The sequence below is a fragment of the Undibacterium sp. Ji49W genome, from assembly GCF_049340205.1.
In the GTDB taxonomy this organism is placed as follows: Bacteria; Pseudomonadota; Gammaproteobacteria; order Burkholderiales; family Burkholderiaceae_D; genus Undibacterium.
This window is the reverse complement of the sequence record NZ_JBMPOW010000028.1, coordinates 38,666-59,236: the sequence shown is the minus strand read 5'-3', so window position 1 is coordinate 59,236 and position 20,571 is coordinate 38,666. Positions and strand designations below refer to the sequence as shown.

The 20,571-nt window shown below is 50.6% G+C and carries 19 protein-coding genes and 1 tRNA gene; 8 read left to right on the top strand and 12 right to left on the bottom strand.

Going from position 1 to position 20,571, the window contains the following annotated elements; all coding sequences use genetic code 11:
• The first annotated feature begins 4 nt into the window (after positions 1 to 4).
• Positions 5 to 805 carry an indole-3-glycerol phosphate synthase TrpC gene (gene trpC / locus ACO0LK_RS25630; RefSeq protein WP_422980179.1) on the top strand — a complete coding sequence of 267 codons (801 nt, stop codon included), beginning with the start codon at positions 5 to 7 and terminating at the stop codon, positions 803 to 805.
• 71 nt (positions 806 to 876) lie between these two features.
• Here the strand turns inward: trpC and ACO0LK_RS25625 are convergent, their stop codons facing one another.
• Both ACO0LK_RS25625 and ACO0LK_RS25620 read right to left on the bottom strand, forming a co-directional pair.
• Positions 877 to 1,527: a hypothetical protein gene (locus ACO0LK_RS25625; RefSeq protein ID WP_422980177.1), complete on the bottom strand. Its 651-nt coding sequence runs from the start codon at positions 1,525 to 1,527 to the stop codon at positions 877 to 879.
• Positions 1,528 to 1,668: 141 nt separating this feature from the next.
• Positions 1,669 to 2,604: a LysR family transcriptional regulator gene (locus ACO0LK_RS25620; RefSeq protein ID WP_422980175.1), complete on the bottom strand. Its 936-nt coding sequence runs from the start codon at positions 2,602 to 2,604 to the stop codon at positions 1,669 to 1,671.
• A gap of 288 nt (positions 2,605 to 2,892) precedes the next feature.
• Between ACO0LK_RS25620 and ACO0LK_RS25615 the strand changes: the two genes are divergently transcribed.
• Positions 2,893 to 3,762, top strand: coding sequence for an aldo/keto reductase family oxidoreductase (locus ACO0LK_RS25615; protein WP_422980173.1), 870 nt, complete (start codon positions 2,893 to 2,895; stop codon positions 3,760 to 3,762).
• A 72-nt stretch (positions 3,763 to 3,834) separates the two neighbouring features.
• Here ACO0LK_RS25615 and ACO0LK_RS25610 read toward each other — a convergent pair whose 3' ends face one another.
• The 5 genes from ACO0LK_RS25610 to ACO0LK_RS25590 all read right to left on the bottom strand — a co-directional run bounded on the left by ACO0LK_RS25610 (position 3,835) and on the right by ACO0LK_RS25590 (position 9,167).
• On the bottom strand, positions 3,835 to 5,703 hold the full coding sequence (locus ACO0LK_RS25610) for a M61 family metallopeptidase (RefSeq protein WP_422980171.1): 1,869 nt from the start codon (positions 5,701 to 5,703) through the stop codon (positions 3,835 to 3,837).
• Positions 5,704 to 5,797: 94 nt separating this feature from the next.
• Entirely contained in the window at positions 5,798 to 6,262 is a 465-nt protein-coding gene (locus ACO0LK_RS25605) for a DUF3429 domain-containing protein (protein WP_422980169.1), read from the bottom strand.
• A gap of 246 nt (positions 6,263 to 6,508) precedes the next feature.
• Entirely contained in the window at positions 6,509 to 7,102 is a 594-nt protein-coding gene (locus tag ACO0LK_RS25600; RefSeq protein ID WP_422980167.1) for a nucleotidyltransferase family protein, read from the bottom strand.
• Between the two features lie 43 nt (positions 7,103 to 7,145).
• Positions 7,146 to 7,886 carry a DsbC family protein gene (locus ACO0LK_RS25595; RefSeq protein ID WP_422980165.1) on the bottom strand — a complete coding sequence of 247 codons (741 nt, stop codon included), beginning with the start codon at positions 7,884 to 7,886 and terminating at the stop codon, positions 7,146 to 7,148.
• 90 nt (positions 7,887 to 7,976) lie between these two features.
• Entirely contained in the window at positions 7,977 to 9,167 is a 1,191-nt protein-coding gene (locus ACO0LK_RS25590) for an FAD-dependent monooxygenase (RefSeq protein ID WP_422980163.1), read from the bottom strand.
• Positions 9,168 to 9,322: 155 nt separating this feature from the next.
• Between ACO0LK_RS25590 and ACO0LK_RS25585 the strand changes: the two genes are divergently transcribed.
• From ACO0LK_RS25585 to ACO0LK_RS25570, 4 genes are all read left to right on the top strand, one after another.
• Positions 9,323 to 9,398: transfer RNA gene (locus ACO0LK_RS25585), tRNA-Phe, on the top strand.
• Between the two features lie 135 nt (positions 9,399 to 9,533).
• Positions 9,534 to 10,397 (top strand): S1 family peptidase, encoded by an 864-nt coding sequence (locus ACO0LK_RS25580; RefSeq protein ID WP_422980161.1) that lies wholly within the window; start codon positions 9,534 to 9,536, stop codon positions 10,395 to 10,397.
• A gap of 188 nt (positions 10,398 to 10,585) precedes the next feature.
• The gene (locus ACO0LK_RS25575) at positions 10,586 to 11,443 is read left to right on the top strand and encodes a hypothetical protein (RefSeq protein WP_422980159.1); all 858 of its coding nucleotides are present in this window, start codon (positions 10,586 to 10,588) and stop codon (positions 11,441 to 11,443) included.
• 199 nt (positions 11,444 to 11,642) lie between these two features.
• The gene (locus tag ACO0LK_RS25570; protein ID WP_422980157.1) at positions 11,643 to 12,035 is read left to right on the top strand and encodes an ATP-binding protein; all 393 of its coding nucleotides are present in this window, start codon (positions 11,643 to 11,645) and stop codon (positions 12,033 to 12,035) included.
• A 17-nt stretch (positions 12,036 to 12,052) separates the two neighbouring features.
• Here ACO0LK_RS25570 and ACO0LK_RS25565 read toward each other — a convergent pair whose 3' ends face one another.
• The 4 genes from ACO0LK_RS25565 to ACO0LK_RS25550 all read right to left on the bottom strand — a co-directional run bounded on the left by ACO0LK_RS25565 (position 12,053) and on the right by ACO0LK_RS25550 (position 16,562).
• Positions 12,053 to 14,008 carry a DUF4214 domain-containing protein gene (locus tag ACO0LK_RS25565; RefSeq protein ID WP_422980155.1) on the bottom strand — a complete coding sequence of 652 codons (1,956 nt, stop codon included), beginning with the start codon at positions 14,006 to 14,008 and terminating at the stop codon, positions 12,053 to 12,055.
• A 372-nt stretch (positions 14,009 to 14,380) separates the two neighbouring features.
• On the bottom strand, positions 14,381 to 14,950 hold the full coding sequence (locus ACO0LK_RS25560; protein WP_422980153.1) for a DUF3455 domain-containing protein: 570 nt from the start codon (positions 14,948 to 14,950) through the stop codon (positions 14,381 to 14,383).
• Between the two features lie 120 nt (positions 14,951 to 15,070).
• Positions 15,071 to 15,772: a hypothetical protein gene (locus ACO0LK_RS25555; RefSeq protein WP_422980151.1), complete on the bottom strand. Its 702-nt coding sequence runs from the start codon at positions 15,770 to 15,772 to the stop codon at positions 15,071 to 15,073.
• Positions 15,744 to 16,562 carry a tetratricopeptide repeat protein gene (locus ACO0LK_RS25550; protein WP_422980149.1) on the bottom strand — a complete coding sequence of 273 codons (819 nt, stop codon included), beginning with the start codon at positions 16,560 to 16,562 and terminating at the stop codon, positions 15,744 to 15,746. The genes ACO0LK_RS25555 and ACO0LK_RS25550 overlap by 29 nt, the downstream gene beginning before the upstream one ends.
• Before the next feature lie 542 nt (positions 16,563 to 17,104).
• Here ACO0LK_RS25550 and prfH point away from each other — a divergent pair.
• Positions 17,105 to 17,767, top strand: a complete 663-nt coding sequence (prfH, locus tag ACO0LK_RS25545) for a peptide chain release factor H (protein ID WP_422980147.1) — start codon at positions 17,105 to 17,107, stop codon at positions 17,765 to 17,767.
• A 47-nt stretch (positions 17,768 to 17,814) separates the two neighbouring features.
• Here the strand turns inward: prfH and ACO0LK_RS25540 are convergent, their stop codons facing one another.
• Positions 17,815 to 18,039: a hypothetical protein gene (locus tag ACO0LK_RS25540; protein ID WP_422980145.1), complete on the bottom strand. Its 225-nt coding sequence runs from the start codon at positions 18,037 to 18,039 to the stop codon at positions 17,815 to 17,817.
• A gap of 16 nt (positions 18,040 to 18,055) precedes the next feature.
• Between ACO0LK_RS25540 and ACO0LK_RS25535 the strand changes: the two genes are divergently transcribed.
• On the top strand, positions 18,056 to 20,482 hold the full coding sequence (locus ACO0LK_RS25535; protein WP_422980143.1) for a penicillin acylase family protein: 2,427 nt from the start codon (positions 18,056 to 18,058) through the stop codon (positions 20,480 to 20,482).
• The last annotated feature ends 89 nt before the right edge of the window (positions 20,483 to 20,571 follow it).

The following is a 20,571-nucleotide window of genomic DNA, read 5'->3' as shown; positions in this document are numbered from 1 at the left end:
GCCCATGTCAGACATCTTGAATAAAATCCTGGCAGTCAAAGCCGATGAAGTAGCTGCCGCCAGAAAATACCAGTCCTTTGCCAGCCTGCGTGCAGAAGTTGAATCGAACAAGGAAGCACGTGCAGACCTGCGTGATTTTGAAGCCAGCTTGCGCGGCAAAATTGCGGCTGGCAAGGCAGCGGTGATTGCCGAAGTAAAAAAAGCCTCCCCTTCTAAGGGCGTGTTACGTCCCGACTTTAAACCTGCTGAGATTGCGCAAAGCTATACAGAGCATGGCGCTGCCTGTTTGTCAGTGCTGACTGATGTGCAATTCTTCCAGGGTGCGCCGGAATACCTGCAACAGGCACGTACTGCCTGTACCCTGCCAGCATTGCGCAAGGATTTCATGATCGATACTTACCAGGTTTATCAGGCCAGGCATTGGGGGGCGGATTGTATCTTGCTCATCGTCTCGGCATTGGATCACGGTCTGATGGCCGACCTGGAAGCCTGTGCGCATGAACTGGGCATGGGTGTGCTGGTGGAGGTGCACGATGGGGAAGAACTGGAAGCGGCCCTGAAATTGAAGACCGCCATGCTGGGTATTAATAATCGCAACCTGCGCACGTTTGAAGTATCGCTGGATACAACCATAGGCTTGCTGCCACGTATTACACCAGACAAACTGGTGATTACCGAATCCGGCATCATGTCAGCCACTGATGTCACCCGCATGCGTGAAGCAAATGTGCATGGTTTCCTGGTGGGTGAAGCTTTCATGCGGGCTGAGAACCCGGGGGAAGAACTGGCGAAGGTATTTGGCTGATTAGCTGTTTTTCAAACACTCTCTTCAAGCACCATCAGGGGTTTTGCAAATTCAGTTTTGCGAAACCCCTTTCACCACTTGCACCCTTTTCCCGTTACCGTATCTGCCACAATCACCCCGGCTACCAGCAAACCCGCTATGGCCACATTCCCTACCCGCGCACCGTTTGAGTAAGCGTTAAGACAATCTTTCCGTTTGGCTTCCTGCACATCCCTGCCAAATTTTTCTTCGAATTTTAAATCGGCAGTTGCGGCTATGGGTACCCGATTGGCCTGAGACCGCATGTGTTTTTTATCTTCGGCCAATGCGGCTTTTCGCAGACTGTCCAGGTCCAATGAGATGGCATCATGTGCTGCGGATATGGGAGCGCCTGATGCCTCATGTTCGCTGGCCTGATTGATCGCCGATGGCGCAGTGTTTGATACCTGGCTTTGGCTGTCACGTGATTGACTACGCAAGCGCTGTGGCAATTGAGTGATGGGGTGCGATGGTGTCGCGGCCGCAGGTATTTGTGGCACCTGAGGCGGCACCTGATGCAACGCCTTCAGTGCGGGGGCAAAAAAACTGACATCCAGATATCTGTAGGCTTCCGACTGTCCGGTATTTTTCTGTAAGGCCTGGCGCACAAAAAGCAGTAACAACACATGCAAGATGACAATACCAAGCAAATAAGCAGGCTTTTGCCATACCGGTTTCGACAAGTAAAAGTGCGATGCAGTCATGCAGGCGGCGAAGAGTGTGATGATGGGCTATGACAAAATCATACGCCAGAAAGTTCAGCTTTGCGGTTTTTGCGATTGAACATCAACGCTGACTGATGTTTTCTGCAATGGAACTCGCCACACTATAAAGGCCCGGGCTGATCAGGTGTGCCTGGTCACCGTACCAGGGAAAGTGGGATCAGCCGATGCCTTGACGAAATCGACAAAAGCCTTCAGTGGTGCGGGCATAAGACGACGCCCCGGGTAATACAGGAAAGGCCCCTGAAAACGCTGCCACCAGGGTTCGAGCACCGGTTCCAGTGCACCGCTATCAAGATGCGGGCGCAACCAGTCCTCAAAAAGACAGATGATGCCGCTACCAGCGATTGCAGCGTCAACCAGAAGATCAACGGCCCCACCGATACGCACGATCAGCGGCCCTGCCGGGGCAACCTGTACCAGCTCATCATTGCGCTCGAATTCCCATGCTGGCACCGTCCCACTGGGAAAGCGACCGCTCAGGCAGGCATGATTGACCAGTTCACGCGGATGCTCCGGGCGACCATGCTGATCAAAGTAGGCCGGGGCAGCAGCGACGGCCATGCGCTGGGAACGAGGTCCGATCGGCACGGCGATCATGTCCTGTTCCAGTCGCTCGCCATAACGAATGCCTGCATCGCATCCCGCCGCCAGGACATCGACAAAGCTTTCTTCGGCGACCACCTCAAGTTTGATATCAGGATAAGCCGCAAGGAAAGGTGAAACGATGGCGGGTAACACCAGTCTGGCTACACTGACGGGTACATTCAGTTTCAATGTGCCCGCCGGCCTGTCGCGAAAGCCATTCACGATGTCCAGCGCTGCTTCCACTTCGTTCAACGCTGGCCCGAGGCGCGTCAGCAAACCCCTGCCAGCCTCGGTCGGTGCAACGCTGCGTGTCGTGCGATGCAGCAATCTGACGCCAAGCTGTGTCTCAAGACGGCGTACTGCCTCGCTCAAGCCCGACGCGCTGACGCCACTCGCCCGTGCGGCATCGCGAAAGCCGCCGGCACGTGCTACCGCCACAAAGGCGTTCAGATCATTCAGGTCAATATTCATTGTGCATAATATCGTACAGCCCGTACTGATTATACCGGCTTATCAGCAACATCAACAATGGCTACCATGATCACTTTAGTTGGACTTACGCAAAACCGCCCCAGCTGCGTTGTAGCTCCTAACCGTACTGACCGTACTGTCTTCGTCGCTACGGTGTAGTTGGGATTTCAGACAACACGTTGTCTGCCAACGAAACTAACCTCCCTTGCAAGGGAGGTTTCCTAGGGCGATAGCCTTGCTGGGACAATTTTGCGTAAGTCCTGTGTAGAACCTTAAAGGAGATAGACCATGTCAAGAATCGATCAGTCAAATACATTCACCCTGGGTAATCGTACCGTAAAGCGCCTTGGCTACGGTGCCATGCAGCTTGCCGGCCCAGGCGTGTTCGGTCCGCCCAAAGACCGCGATGCGGCATTGGCTGTCTTGCGTGAAGCTGTTGCTTCCGGGGTGAATCATATCGACACCAGCGATTTCTACGGCCCCCATGTGACCAACCAGTTGATCCGTGAGGCGCTTGTGCCCTACCCTGATGATCTGGTAATCGTTACCAAGATTGGTGCCCGGCGCGGGGCGGATGGCGCGTGGCTTCCGGCTTTTTCAAGCACGGATCTGACCCAGGCGGTCCACGACAATCTGCGCAACCTCGGACTCGATGCACTTGATGTCGTCAACCTGCGCATCATGTTTGACACGCATGGCCCTGCCGAAGGTTCGATTGAAGCTCCACTCACTGCTCTGGCAGAACTTCAACGGCAAGGCCTGGTACGCCACATCGGGCTGAGTAATGTTACTGCTACGCAGGTAGCGCAAGGGCGCGGTATCTGCGAGATTGTTTGTGTACAAAACCACTACAATCTGGCACACCGAGCCGACGATGCCATGATCGATGATCTGGCCGGTGCGGGCATTGCCTATGTCCCGTTCTTCCCGCTGGGCGGCTTCAATCCGCTACAGTCAAACATTCTGTCGGACGTGGCTGCGAGCCTTGGTGTTACGCCCATGCAGACGGCGCTTGCCTGGTTGCTGAGACGTGCGCCAAACATCCTTCTGATCCCCGGCACATCTTCCGTCTCACATCTACGGGAGAACCTGGCGGCGGCAAAAATCAACTTGCCGGCAGATGCCATGACGGCGCTCAACAGCATAGCGTCCTCGTGAAATAAAAAACCGCAATACAGGATGTCTGTATTGCGGTTCGCTGTATTGCATCTTAGTGCTTATCTTTAGCGTTTATCGCTTGCCCGGCTTTTGAAAACTGGGCCTGACAACACTGCCACCCTTGGCTGGCGCCTGTATGGACAGCGACAGCGCCGGCACATCATCACCTTGCAATTTGGCTTGCACGGTCAACAGTTCATCACGGCGGAAGGCATGTATCTGCACCGTTTCACCAACGCGATAACGGCCTAATGCCGTTGCCAGGCTGTCTGCCGCATCTGCTGCCGTTAATCGCAATCCATTGACCGCCATCAACACATCATTGGCCGACAAACCGGCCAGATGGGCAGCGCGGCCTTCGTGGGCATTGGCGATCTTGCAGTCATTCCCATCACGCACCACGCGAACACCGAGACTGGCTTTTTTGTTTGCATTGCCATCATTCACCAACACCGCAAAGTCTGCATACAGGGCTGCCAGTGGCACATCTTCCGTACCGCGTACATGCCTGTCCAGGAAGCGGCGTACATTCACACCGGTTGTTGCCTCGACCAACGCTTCAAATTCATTTTCTGCCAGACCTTGTTGCTTGCCCGTCAGCAGGCGCTCATAGAAATCACGGCCAAATTTTTGCCATAGCACGCGCATGACGTCATCCAGCGATTTCTTGCCGGCGCTTTCTGCGCGTATCGTCAAGTCCAGCCCCAGGCCTACCAGTGAACCTTTGGTGTAATAACTGACGATGGCGTTCGGCGAATTTTCATCCTGACGGTAATACTTGGTCCAGGCATCAAAGCTGGATTCAGCCACGCTTTGCTTTGTGCGACCACTACCACGTGTGACCATGTTGATGGTTTTGGCGATCAGCTTCAGATACGCTACTTCATCAATCACGCCAGCACGCACCAGCATCAAATCATCGTAATAACTGGTGAAGCCTTCAAACAACCACAACAGGCTGGTGTAATTTTCTTGCTGCAAATCATAATGGGCAAACGCCGCAGGTTTGATGCGCTTCACATTCCAGGTATGGAAATATTCATGGCTGCACAAACCCAAAAAGCCACGGTACCCATCTGTCATTTCTGCCTGATGCTTGAGGGGCAAATCAGTGCGGTTGCAAATCAATGCGGTTGATGCACGATGTTCCAGTCCACCATACCCTTCACCGACGACCATGGTCATGAACACATAACGGTCCATCGGCGCTTTTTTGGTACGTGGTTCAAACAGGGCAATCTGTGTTTCGCAGATTTTTTTCACATCAGCAATGATGCGGTCCATATCCATATTCGGGACTTTGCCGGTCACGACAAAATCATGCGGCACGCCATGTGCTTCAAACGTGGCCATGGCAAAATCACCCATCTCAACCGGATGATCAATCAGCGCATCGTAATTGGCAGCCACATAGGTGCCAAAGCCATAACGTTTTGCTTTTAATTCCGGCAAGGAAGTGGCCACGCGCCAGGTCTTGCAGGCAGCATCGTCTGCCCGCTGGATGTCAACCACATGCGGGTTCATTTCCTGGCCATGCACGCTCAAGAACACACCGGTGCCGTTGAAGAAGCCGTGGCTTTGATCCAGGTGTGCTGCGCGCACCGACAAATCCCAGGCATACACTTCATAAGTGATGCGCAATGTCGTCTTGCATGGGGCTGCCTGCCAGGTATTTTTGTTCAGCTTTTTCAGCGCGACTTTTTTACCATCAGAACTGGCCTTGATCTGTACGATGTTACGAGAAAATTCCCTCACCATGTAACTGCCCGGTATCCATACCGGCAAGCTAACGACTTGCCCGGCAGCGTCTGGCGCTGCAATGTCCAATGTGACCTGGTAAAGATGACCCGCCAGATCTTTGGGCACGATGGAATACAGCAAGCCATGCGCAGATGCGGCGGTGATTGTCCCCTGCTTCTTTGTAGTTATCGTTTTTTTCATTCTGAACGATCTTTCCGAATCTTTATTAATTGGTTTTCTGACTTATTTGGGGGACTTATTGGCGAAGCTATTAAGTAAGCTACTAACTAAGCTATCAACTAACTGAATAGCTACGCACGTTCGCGGCAATAAAGGTAAATATCTGCGCCCCAACGACCACGCGGGTCAGTTGCAAACGCAGCTCAATAAACCACTGCGGTACACCGTAACTCTGATACAGACGCTTGTCGATAATGTAAGCAGCGATAAAACCCGCCACCTGCACCACAAAGCCAAACAGCATGTTAATCATTGAACACCAGGCAATCAGGGTAGGAATCACACCCCAGATCAACGCTTTTTTGGTTTCTTCATGATCACTGCCGCCCGCCATGATCGTCACGCCCCAGTGCAAGCCACCAAGGAAAGACAAAATCACGATGCCGTAATATAACTGCGCCTTAATCAGATCACCCAACCAGTCGGGATGCACGACCCAGCATGCCAGTGTCAGCAAGACAAAAGGCACCAGGCCCAAAAAGCCCAGACGTATTACCAGTTTCTGATTGAGATTATTCATAGAGTTGGGTTGCCGCACTACTATCCCTGCATTAAATCAGGTCGAAGAAAAACGCTATTCTAGGGCTAAATGGGCCGTATAGATATATCAGGTAAGGCTTTCGCTCCGGCAAGTTCCCTTGCAAAGGTAAAACATTGTGGCAAAACGATGCGCATTTTGTCATATTCATGCATCTTGAGATATTTTATTTACATCAATATGTGAATACCGCCATAACGGCACGTGCACCAGATTACAACCAGACCACTACAGGGGCGGTGCCAGCAAGTCTTGTGGCAAGTCTATATCGTGGTGAATGCCAGCGTCGGCGACCTTGATCTGATGCAGATCAGGAGTTTGCAATAGCTGGCGGGCGCCAGTATCACCTTGCAGGGCCAATAGCTGTGGCAGATACTTGCTGGAGAAACCGACCGGGTTACCCCTGCGGCCAGCATGCACCGGTGCCACCATGTATTTGCCGTTTTGCAAGGCATGCAGCAGCTTTAGTATGGTATCCGGTTGCACAAACGGCATATCCGCCAGGGCAATCAGCCAACCGGCGCTGCCGGCACTGGCCCGCAAGGCCGCCTGTAATGAATGCGCCATACCGGCATCGGCATCATCACAAAATACGCATTGCACACCCAAAGCCTGCAATTGTCCGGCCAAAATGTCACTGCCGTGGCGCAGCACAGCCACAGTATGTGGCATAACAGCCAACAGGTTCAGCGCACTTTGGCTGGCCACGGTCTGGCCATTGGCCAGTGTTTGCAATAATTTGTTTTCGATGCCGCTGGCATCAAACCGCCGACCCCGCCCTGCGGCCAGTAAAATTCCGGTCCAGATGGCGGGTGACGACATGGAATGAAGATGTATTGATTGAAAGCTGGGTTTTACATACCGCTCAATTTGGCTTCGGCGCAGCAGCCGCAGCCAGACGGGCTTCCAGGCCTTTTGCATCCATCGCACCTGGTACACGGGTGCCATCAGCGAAGAAGACGGATGGGGTGCCAGTTACTCGCAATTTTTGGCCCAGTGCATAAATTTTTTCATGTGGTGTATTGCAGTTGGCTGCGGCTTCTGGCGCTGCCTTGCCGTGCAACATCCATTCATCCCAGGCCTTGTTGCGGTCAGCAGAACACCAGATGTTTTTTGACTTGACCTTGGAATCATCGGCCAGAATGTTATACATGAAGGTGTACACCGTAATGTTATCCATGCCAGCCAGCGTCTTGCGGAACTGTTTGCAATAGCCGCAATTAGGGTCTTCAAACACCGCAATCACACGCTTGCCATCACCCTTGACCATCTTCAGGGCAGATTCCAACGGCAGATCAGAGAATTTTATCTTGCTCAGATCATCCGTACGCTGCTTGGTATAGTTAGTGCCACTCTTGGAATCCAGCACATTGCCAACAAACAGATACTGCGCTTTTTCATCGGTGTACAAAATATCAGACCCGATACGCACTTCATACATACCCGCATACGGTGTCTTGGTGACAGAATCCACCTTCACACCCTCGCCCAGGCGCGGCTCTACCAGTTTGCGCACAGTGGCTTCGACCGGCGTTTCGGCTGCTGCGCTGGTCAGGCCAACAATACCAAGTGCCAGCATCAGCAGGGCTTGTTTCAATGTTTTCATCACTATCTATCTTTCAATTCACGATCTGCCAACAGGCAATTTAATTGTTACTATTGTATGCCAGCTTGAATATGCCTGCATTCAGACGTATCACTTGCCCATGGCATGGGCAATCAGCTTGCCTTTTATGACCGGCAATTTATCCAGCAAGTTCAATCCAAAATCACGCACTACCCGCAATGGTGTCAGATCAGACCCAAACAGGCGCGCCAAGCCATCTGTCGTCAATTGCATCAATAACACCTCTTCCTTGCGGGCGCGTTTATAACGTTCCAGCAGGCGGACATCACCACAATCGCGGTGGGCTTCACGCTCTTTGACTATCTTCAGCAAATCACGCACATCCGCAAAACCCAGGTTCATGCCATGCCCGGCCAGCGGGTGCACCGCATGGGCCGCGTCACCGATCAAAGCCACCCGCTGTGCAATGGCACTGTGTGGCCGTATCAACCGCAAAGGGAAAGCCCGTATCGCCTCTGGCAAAACCGGGCGCAAGGCGCCGAGCCCTTCGCCACAATATGGCATCAAACGCTCGACCAAAGCAGACAAAGGCTCATTCACCAAAGTCTGCGCCAGCGCATCCGGCGCCGACCACACCAGCGAAACACGATTACCCGGCAAAGGCAGCAAGGCAATAATGCCCTGCTCCTGCACAAACCATTGGCGGGCTATGCCCAGGTGTGGCTTTTCACATTCAAAATTCGTCACCACGCCCTGCTGGTTATAGGACCGGTAATCCAGCCCGATATCGCAAGCCCCCCGCACCCAGGACTGTGCACCATCAGCACCTACAATCAGGCCCGCGCGCAAGATACTGCCATCTTCCAGCACGATATGCGCGCTATCAGCTTCCTGCACCAATTGCCTTGCACGCCCCTGTACCTGTGTCAGGTTTTGGGCAAAGCGCAAAGCCGTATCCAGCGCCTGGTTCAAATTCTTGTCTTCAACTATCCAAGCCAACTCATTCGCATGCGCGCCATAGGCATCAAAACCCAGTTTGCCCGCATCCACCTCAGCACCACCATGCACCTGCATGGCAGTCACAGGCGCAACGCGCGACAAATCCAGCGCATCCCACACCTTCAATGAACACAGCAAATCATGGGCCACATGGTTCAGCGCATACACACGCACATCCCAGTCTGCCGCCGCAGGCGGCACACCACCTGCACTCAACAAACTAACCCGCAAACCCGCCTGCGCAAACCCCAGCGCCGCCGCCTTGCCCACCGCACCACTACCGACGATGCAAATATCTGTGTCGTAAATCTGAGTTGACATAAGTCCACCACCAAAACCGGATAATCACCCCATTATACGGTAAGCCCATCCACCCGCCCGATGCGCCAGATCAAAGCCCCGCCATAGAGCGCAGCAAAGCTATTTTCAGAAAAAGCTTGCAAACCACGCCCAACATGTCTATAATTCTTGGTCTTGGCCTGGTAGCTCAGTCGGTAGAGCAGAGGATTGAAAATCCTTGTGTCGGTGGTTCGATTCCGCCCCGGGCCACCAAGTATTAGTAGTAAAAACAAAGGCTTACAGCGATGTAAGCCTTTTGTCTTTTGTGCTCCCAATCTACAATTATCGACCCCGATCTACAATTTGATAATATACTACCCACATTATCAAATCGACTAGATATATAGTATGGATGCTAAAAACAAATCGGTTGATCATGCAATTGTTAGATCAACAGTGCAACTTCTTGCAGGAAAACACGGACAAGCCCCAACTTCTACGGGCACTGGTTTTTTCTATCAAGTAACGGATCAAAATACAAATAGATCCAAAGTATCAATAATAACTAACAAGCATGTTGTCAAAGACGCAGATGTAGTGCAATTCGTCCTTTCAACTGCGCTGTCCATCGATAATCTAAACGACGCGAATCAACCTGAGGGTAGAGCAGACAATTTATTGAGTGTTCAAATTCAAGGCAATATTTATCCTCACCCAGATCCGAATATTGATCTCTGTGGAATAGATATAACAAATCAGGCAAACACAGTTTTCCAATCCGGTCACAAGATTCGAGGCTTTTTCATAGACTCCACTTGGCTACCCGATGAAAATGACAGAGCCAATCTAAGAGACATTGAGCAAGTTTTAGTGATCGGCTATCCCAAAGGATTAGCTGATAACTACAACAACATGCCAATTTCTAGAATTGGTTCGACCGCAACACATCCATGTGCGAAATATCAAGGTAAATCAGACTTTTTGATTGATGTAGCTGCCTTCAATGGATCAAGCGGTTCGCCAGTCTTTTCATACGAAACTCCAATGTTCAGATTGACTGATGGTTCATACACACCAGGAACCAAAGTAAATCTTATCGGAGTGGTTTGGGGCGTCATAGAAACATCAACTGAAGGGAGATTGGTTCCAGTGACAATCCCATCTTCAACTGGCCACGTGCCATTAACTCAAACATCTCTAAATTTAGCTCTCGCAGTACATGCGGAATGTATTTTGGTTATTGATAGCCAAATGCGCCAAAGCCTGAACTGAACGCAAGAATAACTTACGCTCAAGCTTTTTCCAGGTGGGTAAATAATCAGCCATTTCTGTCAAAGACTGAGTTTCATTGGCATATTTAGCACCAATATCTATCTTAACTACGGGGGCGATTTAGGGGTTTTACCAAATCCCCCTTTCGTTCTCCAGTATATATTTCTGTTGAGACGATAGAAAGATTTATGAGTGATATTGGATTTTCTGCAGATAAAATCGTAATAATTGATTTGACTTCTGATTCTGAATTGCAGACAGGACGAGCTATTGAAGAAAACGTGGTTGACTTTATTTCAGAAGAACAAAGCAGATTAGTGTGTGAAAGGGAAAAATGCAAATCTGAGCAAGACTTCCGTGCGGTCATTAGTCGTATAAAGACTGACTTGATTGTGAAAGATCAGATTCCTTTAATTCATATTGAAGGCCACGGATCTAAAGATTCTCTTTTTTTTCCTGACCACAGTTCGATTGCGTGGTCTACCGTATTCGAATTGCTTAGAGAGATCAATATTTTAAGCAAGAACAATTTATTTTTCGCTTGCGGAGCATGTGAGTCGGCGTATGCATTAAAGGGAGCAAGTATAACCAAGGCAAGTCCTGTATTTGGTCTTTTGGCACCAGAGAAGGTGGTCAGAGCAGGGGATGTGGCGGACGGCTTTATCGCATTCTATAAGTCTCTTATTAAAAACGGGAGTCTAAATACGGCGTCAAATGCCTTAGCTTCTGCAACAAATGCGAAAAATTTCGCGTTTATATTTTCCTACTATCTTTTTAAAAATGCGGTATCCGCTCATAAAGCCAAACATCGTACAGGGCGCGGAAAACAAGAGCGATTGGAAGAGGTTCTTTCCGAAGCAGTAGATAAAATTGGATCTGATGTAAACGGACTAAGGAAGCAATTAAAGTCAATCCTTCCTGCCGTAGAGCGCCAAAAACTTCTTGAATTCTATCAAATTTTTATGATGTGTGATTTATATCCAGAGAATGCGGAAAGGTTTAAGTTTGACGAATTAGATTTTGAAGCAGGCGTCAGTGACAATTAAGACTTTCAACTTTTTAATGTGTAGTTCGCTCTCCGAACCCTACCTCTATATATCAAATTTATCTATGGATATTCTTCTAAATATCTCATCGATAGCGCGAATTCCTGACTCCATTTTTTGCCTGGCAGAGGAATTCGCAGAATGGACGAAAATTTTAGGTGGAGTAAATCCGTGCAACGACATGATGGGGGTGAAATAAATGGATGCAAATATTCGCGGTCTAGCGGATAGGTTGGATCTTGCGCCTTCGCGCGGGATCATGTCTTTGTTTGAAGCTATTTCAAACGCGATCGACGCTATCGAAGAAACAAAGCGCGGCTACTCAAACTGCAAAATAACCATTAAATTAATCGGCTCGCATGATTTGGCGCAACAGGCAGGCGATGACACTCTGACTGTAGATGGATTTGACGTCATCGACAATGGCGTGGGCTTTACTGATGAAAACATGCAATCGTTTGGAGTAGCTTATACGCTTTCAAAGGTTAAGATTGGTGGAAAAGGCGTTGGTCGTTTTACCTTCTTAAAAGTCTTTTCAATGGTATGCAGCGCAAGTTTTACTTGCGCTGCCCACAAACTGAACAACACTTGAACTGACTTTATTCCCAATCAAACCACAATTTCCTGTGGACTCCCCACAATCAGCACTGGGCCCGAAGCAAACAAATCTTGCGAAACGTCATAACCAGTCAAAGACGAATAATTGGTGATCACAGTCGGGTTGCCTATACTGTCAATTTCATGGCCTGCGCGGTCAAACAGCTTGACGACGGCTACACCTCCCTGGGGTACATTGGATTGCAAATACCTGGGGCTGTAGGCAACCAGCGGAGCCGACGTTATGCTAAAAAATACCTTGGTATCAGTAATCGAAATAAGGTCGTCAGTGGCGATACGTGTGTTACCTATCCATAGTTCAGCACGACCCGCTGTGGCTTGCCCGGCAACAATCGTCGCTTCGGCAGAGAGCGCAACATTGGTGCCATTCAAGATGGTGGTTCCCGCAGCACTATTTGTCACCTGCCCGCCTAGCGGCGTGATTTTTAAGCCAGTAGGCGCACTCAGACTTCCTTGTATCGGTTCTCCATCAACGTATCTGGTCGTCAATATCGCTGTTTCAATAGATCGGGCAACAGATCCTGCCGCAGTAGTCAAAGAAATAGTAGCAACACCACCACCTGCCAGCAGTGCTTTCAACGCAAAGGCACTATCTGTTTTGATTTCAAAAGTGACCTTGGTATCTCCTGCGAGAATTTCTTTGTCGGATGCTGAAAACCCACTCATGTTCAGCTCTGCATAGCCACCTGTCGCTTCACCGGCCACGATATCTGCCGTGACAATGAGGCTGGTGTTAGTTGCATTGATGGAGTTGATCACGACCTTTCCACCTACTGGGGTATAAGTGATATTTTTGGGAACAGTCAATTTGGTATCTGTTCCAAACAAAAAGGCATTTGGTAAATCCAGAATACTGAATTTGGTGACATTACCGGCTTGATCATATTCACGGATGTAATACCTACCGTCATACATGTTCTTGAGTTGCTGGGCATTCAAGTCAAAAACAATTTTTGTGTCTGTCGCAGAAATAGTATCGACCCTTGCCAGAATATCTGTTTCAGTAGACCCCAGAGTGACATGTCCGCCAGTCAACTGCCCTTGCGGAATGGTCACTTCTATGTGGCGAATATCATTAGGCAGTACTCGCTCCACGTAGGAACTTGCCGCAGCCGGGGGCACTGTATCCAGCTGAATTCTGGTTTCAGCGCCAATATCACCGGTATTACCGAAAATATCGCTGACCCTCACGCCTACGCGCTTCTCTCCATCAACGCCCCAGAAAGTCGCCCCAGGCACCAAAATACTGGCTTTTTGCGCCAGTATTTCTGCCATGGTTACGGTGTGTATGACAGGTGAAGAGAACGGTCCGCCGTTAACCGTCAGTTCAAGTTTATAACCTACTGAAACAGCCAGGTCTTTAAGATCCAGGTCTATCGTTAAACCTTTGATTGCTTCATTCGCGTTCACGGTATTTTGACCGGAAGGAAAGTTCAAACTGGAATGCGAGATCAGTGAGGGTACGGGTGCGCCAGCGAGTACTTTGGACATCACCAGTTTCATGGCTTCAAATCCAAGCGAGGTATTGTAGTTTGCGGCTTTTGCAGTGGTATCCAGACTGGCGGTAAACTGCGCAGCGTAATTGAGCTTGTTGGCAATCGTAATGCCATCATCGCTAATAGGTGATGCGCCATTCAGGATGGCCAAAGCTGCCTTGCCCAGGGTGATCGTTCCGCTATCAATCTGAGCCACCCAATACCCTAATCCACTAGTGTCCGGCGCACGGCCAAACAAGTTCTTGTACAAGGCAGTCACTACGTCAGCAGTATTTTTACCGCCGTAGGTGTTTTTGTATTCAACTTGCTCACTAAAGGATTGTGCAAGGCTCGCCAATGAAATCTTGTTTGCGTCAAGTTGCCCTTCCCAGTATTGCAAACCGGCGACGTCCGCAGGACGGTTAAAGTACGCAATATAAATTTTTTGTATAGCACTGGCATTGGCACCCATGGATGCAAACCTTTCATTCGAATTTGATTATGTGAGTATTGATGATTCAGCCACGCAAGGCAAACTGAGATATTAGTTGTTGAGCTACTCAACAAAAATTCGTCAGGTGTGCGCGAGATTAGAAGCGAGATGATGACTTATTGGCATTTTCTCATGATCGGCACATAGCTGCACAAATTTTTACGATGGATTGCTTGGCTAGCCTTATCCGGATATGAATACGGCCCGGCAGACGCACGACGATATGGTAGTCTGAAAGGCAAGATAGCAAATACTGCTGTAACCATACAAAGCCAACAAACAGCACAAAGCCAGGCATAGGTTCTAAACCTTTGCCTGGCTTTTTGATAGCCAACAACCTGGTTGGTCAGCTTACATCATCTTCCAGAAGATATAGTCAGCCTGATAATTGACAGTCTGCTTGCTGCCCATATTGCCGGCATCGCAGGCGCTGGCTGGTGCGACGCCGCCCTTAGTGGCTACGCGCTGGATGTAGGTGACGCCGGTCATTGCGCCATTGCCCATGGCAGGGTTGGCTTTGACTAACTGGTAAGGGATGTTGCCGGTACCGGCAGGTGCGACGGCGACCTGGGTGGCGGTGACTTTTGAGCCATCCATGTTTTCCCAGGTGGCTGGTGGGCCGTAGTATTTGCCTATTTTACTGCCACTGCGGTCGTTCAATGCAGCGTCGGGGCCGACGAATGCCCATTCATATTGGCCTGCCATGTCTTTTTTGGCGCGACATTCATAGGTGATCATACCTACACCGACGGTTTGCATGGCTACTTTATGGCCGGCGGGCACTTTGACTGCGTCTGGCAGGGCATCTTGCGAGTAGGTAGCGGCCATGGGTGACATGGATGCGCATCCTGCAATGAAGGCACTTGCCAGTATGGCGGATAGGGCGGTAACACGTGCAGCGATACGGTTCGACAGTTTCATAGCGAGCTCCTTATAGGTGAAATGAGTATCGGTTTGCAAGACCAATACTTCAGATACGCATAGGGAGCGTTACTGGATTCAAAAAAACAGAAATTTTTACGTTAAGGTGAACAAGGAGGCTTAACTCGCCGCACCCACGGTAGCTTCGAGTTTGTTTTTAACTTCGCTGATCACGCTATCCCAATCGCCAGGACGGGTTTGGGTGAACAAGGTAAGCGACGGATACCAGGGGCTGTCCGTCCGGCTTGACAGCCAGCGCCAGCATGAATCAAACCTGTTCAATACCCAGGTGGTTTTGCCCATGGCACCAGCCAGATGCACCATAGAGGTGTCGACGGATACGATGATGTCAAGATTGTCTACCAGGGCGGCGGTGTCAGAAAAATCTTTGATCTCGCTGGTGTAATCAATAATAGCAGGGCCATTCCAGGATGTGCCCTGTATCGCTTTGAGCTGCATTTCAGCTACGCTCCCCTTTTGCAGGCTGTAAAAATCGACACCGGGAATATTCAACTGCGCCAGTTTGGCCAAAGGCATATTGCGACGCTCATTCACACCCCAGGTATCTGGCTGATCTGCCCGGAAGCCACCTGACCAGACCAGGCCAACGCGCAGTTTATTCTTTTGCCCCAGCTTTTGTGACCAGGCCTGGCGCTTGGCTGGCAAAGCGTGCAAGTAAGGAATTGTCGCCGGTATGCTTGCCAGCGTGGTCTTGAATGCCAGCGGCAGGCTCATCATTGGACAATGGAAGTCAAACGGCGGCAATGGCTTGCCCATTTCGACGATGGTGAAATTACCCTTCAATGTAGACAGCAGGTCCATGATTTCTTTGGGTGTTTCCAGTACCACTCGTGCCCCAAGCGTATCCAGCATGGGAATGTAGCGGCAGAACTGAAAGACATCGCCATAACCCTGTTCTGGATAGATCAGCACTGTCTTGTCTTTGATGGATAGATCGCCCAACCAGCGTGGCTGGGGGGTAATGCCTTGCCACACCCTTGGCAAAATCTTTCCAGCGCCATTCATATTGCCGCCAGCCATGTTCATAATCACCCATGGCAAGCTGTACCAATGATTTGCCCCAGTTAGCGGACGGGTCAGCAGGGTCCAGGACAATTGCGCGTTCATAACTGGCAAGCGCAGCGTCAAACAAACGGGCATCACTTAATGCCCCAGCATGCGCGATATATCCCTCCTTGAAATCCGGGCGAATAGTAATGACTTTGGCAAAATGATCGGTGGCTTCAACAAATTGCCCCAATTGCTGCGCCAGCATGCCCAGCACGTAATAGGTATTAAACATGTCTGGCTTGATACTGACTGCTTGCTGCAAATGGTGTTTTGCCTGGTCATTTTCACCTTGCCGCATCAGCGCCAGGCCAAGGTTATTATGCACTTCAGCAAAATCTGGATTAAGTTCCAGTGCTTTCTTGTATTGTGCCGCGGCACGTGCCCAATCGCCCTGGTCTAGATGGGTATCGCCACGGCTTTTAAAACTGGCTGCGGTTTCGGTAGGGGCCACCGGCGCCGGATCGGTATGACCTACGGGTTTGGGTATCTCTTTTTCTATTGCTGCTGGTGGAGAGAAAATATTTTTGAGCCAATTCAACATGTCGTTTTTCGCCTGCCAGCAAGATGTAAATTCGAGATCACGAAGATTTCTTAATCGTGTTTGTGTCGTGTTTGTGTCGTATTTTCTATAAGATGCGCATCAGATTGTTGAAGCATCCTGGTGCAATTTATAGCAATCCAAATTGTACCCATAAGATCAGGTTTATTGAAACAGGCACCAGCTTCAACACTAAAAATAACTTGCCAGCGGCAAAATAGCTAAGCTACTATTCATGACTAATCTATTCACCGCTTATCCAGCACCCACTGTCGAAAGGAGAAAACATGCCGCGTTTAAATCACCACTCTCCTTTCATGGGCCTGGTTTTCTGCTCCTTGCCATAAGACTGTTATAAGGTCTGAAGGCAAGTCTGCCTAACATCTTTGTCGTTCAAAATCACTGTATTTGTATTCCGGATGGCATCATGCCTAACGTGCGTACAACTGTGTGCCAGTGCCCTGTTCCTGACTTCATTTTTTGGAATTTTTTATGGGCAATATGAACCCTCTCTTCAATGTCACAGCACTTGAGGAGTATCGTACATGATCTATCTACAGATAACAGCAAACACCGGGCCAGCAGAATGTTGCCTGGCGGTTGCCAAGGTGTTGGCACGCCTGCTGAAGGATGCCAACAAGGCTGGTGTGCAAATCAAGATCCTGGAGCAAGTGCCGGGCCCCTGTAGCGGCACATTCCGGTCCGTGCTGCTGGAATTAACGCACACAATGCACGCAGACACTAAGCAAGCAGACGCGGCACAAGCCTTTGCCGCGCAATGGCAAGGCAGTTTGCTATGGATTTGTGACAGCCCTTATCGGCCGGCACACCGTCGTAAGAACTGGTTTGTGGGTGGTAGCCTGTTTATGTCGGGTCGTGACCTGTCGGGCAACGAACCATCTGACAGCGGCATCAGGTATGAAGCGACGCGCGCATCCGGTCCGGGTGGCCAGCACGTCAATAAAACCGATAGTGCTATCCGGGCCACCCATGTCGCTACCGGCATCTCGGTGAAGGTGCAAACCGAGCGCAGCCAGTTTGCCAATAAGCGGCTGGCGACACAATTGCTGGGTCTGAAGCTGGCTGAATTGCAGCAGGCCAAAGAACGTGACAGCAAGGCCGAAAGACGCATGCAGCATCACATGACAGAGCGAGGCAATGCCAGCAGGGTCTTTGTCGGGCCAGACTTCAAGGAGCAAATGCGCTAAAGCTACTGTTAAAGCTACCGTATTAACTGTTGCGGCCAAGATTTTCATCAGATATCTTGCGCCGCCACATCTGGCTGCACCACTACGCTTTGAGGCGGCGATGCTTTGGTGTGCGTTAGTGTGCTTCCTGTGCATTGACGACACGCGCCGCTGGATTGACGCTTGACGGCCACGCCACTGTGCTCAATGATACGCTTGCGCCATAATAATTTGCTGACCACCGTCATCCATGACAAAGTCAGCGAACCATAACGAGACAACTTGTATTTCATCCTCCCTGGAGAATCGATGAACAAGATTTTAAAACGCACGGCGATCGGCCTGCTGGTGCTGATCGCTCTGGGCGGCACTGCTGCCTATCTGAAGGTACGCAGTTCCGGTCACCCGCAAATCGATGGGGAAATGAAGCTGATCGGCCTGACAGCACCGGTGAAGGTCTTACGTGACGAACTGGGTATTCCGTATATATTTGCTGCCAATACGCCTGACCTGCTGCGGGCGCAAGGTTTTGTTACGGCACAAAACCGGCTCATGCAGATGGAGCTGTTTCGCGCTACCTGGCGCGGCGAATTGTCCGCCAGCCTGGGGGCAGAAACCCTGCCCAGCGATATACGTATGCGTGTACTGGGCATACGCCGCAATGGCGAACGCCATGCCGAAAAACTGAGCCCGGAATCCCGCGCCTTTTTCCAGTATTACGTTGATGGCATCAATGCTTATATCCAGACCTATTCAGATGAACATCCGATAGAGCTGAAAGCCGTTGGTCTGGTGCCGCACCCCTGGAAAGTAGCCGACCTGATCGCTCTTGTGCACTATGTGCATTACACCCATTCAACCAATTTCAAGGCCGAGGTCGTCGCCCAAAAACTGATAGATCACCTGGGCATGGAACGCGCGCGTGCTATTTTCCCGCTGACCATCAATCCTGACTGGAAAAATGCATCACCCGCCACACAAGCTGGTAACAGCGCTACGCAGGCACAGTCAACACAACTGAACCTGGCCTGGAAAGACTTGAACATCGCGCCAGAAACCCTGAACCATCAGGGACTGGGTTCAAACAACTGGGCCATCGGGCCTTCACGTTCGCAATCCGGCAAAGCCATGGTCGCCAATGATCCGCATCTGGACAACCGCATCTTGCCAGGCACCTGGCATCCGGTGGGCTTGTTCACACCGGATATACAGGCAGTGGGTGCGGCCCTACCCGGCATGCCAGGCATCCTGGTAGGGCGCAACAAGCATGTGGCATTTGGCGTAACCAATGCCTATGGCGATGTACAGGATTTGTACGTGGAAACCATAGACCCGGCCAACAAGGATCACTACATCGATGGCGGGCACAGCGTGCCTTTCACCGTCATCAATGAAAGCATACGCATCAAGGATAAAAATGCGCCAGGCGGATTTACCGAACAGGCTTTGAAGATACGTTTTACCAAACGTGGGCCTGTTATCACGGATCACCCTGGCCTTGGCCCCAAGGGTGACAAATTGCTGGTCTTGCGTTCTACCGATGCTGAAGTATTCGCGCCACAGATCGGTATTGAAGGTTTGTTGACCGCTGCCAATGCCAAAGACTTTGACAAGGAAGTACAAAAGATAGACTTGATGATGTTCAATTTTGTATTTGGCGATGACCAGGGCAACATTGCCCACAGAGCGACCGGTGCAGTACCGATACGTAGCGGTGCCGATGGCGGATTCCCGCGTCTACCGCCGGCAGATGGCAGCGATGACTGGACTGCCTTCATTCCCAAAGACAAGATGCCCGGCATGTTCAACCCCGAACGCGCCTGGGTGGGGACCGCCAATCATGACACCCGCCCTGAAGGATTTCCCTGGTATTACACCAATTATGTATCACCGAATTATCGCTATACGCGCATAGGACAGGTGCTGGGTACTACGCAGAAAATGACGGTGGAAGACCACTGGAATCTCATGCATGATGACCGCAATTTACAGTCGGATATATTGCGCCCCGCCCTGATTGCTGCACTGGAAAACGATCCGGCAAACAAAGACCTGGCTACCATCCTGAAGAACTGGGATGGCTGGGACAATGCCGATCTGGCAGCACCGCTGGTGTATCAGGCCCTGTATCGTGAAACCGTGATAGGCACCTTCACAGATGAACTGGGTGAAGACGTAGCGAAAGATATGCTGTCTACCTGGTATTTCTGGCAGCAACGCTTTGATGCGTTGGTAGCGACACCGGATTCGGTCTGGTTCGATGACGTACGTACCCCCAACAAGCGCGAAACGCTGGCAGATGTAATACGTGCAGCAGCACCGCGTGCACGTGCGAGCCTGGAAGCCCTGCAAGGTAAAGACCCTGCCAACTGGCGCTGGGGCAAGGCCCATACCGTGCGCTTCGTCAGCCCTTTGCGCCGCAATGGTGCCGGACAAGAATTACTGGGTGGCTTTACGGTAGAGCGTTCAGGTAGCGGCGAAACCCTGAGCCGTGGTGTCTACGATTTCCAGAAACCTTATGAAGCAAATTTTTTCGCCTCCATGCAGGTCATCGTTGATTTTGGAGACAACGATAAAATTGAAGCCGCCCTGGCCGGTGGCGTCAGTGAAAGACATTTCCAGCCACATCAAAATGATATGGCAAAACTGTGGGCAAAAAACCAGCACCGTCCATGGTGGTTTGCCGCCAGACAGGTGGAAGCCCATGCCAGGAACCGGCAGGTGCTGGTGCCATAATTCATTCACTGGAAATAAAGCGGGCAGCTTGTCGCAAGCTGCCCGCTTTATTTTTGAACTTATTTTTTTGCTTACTTTTTCATCTCATC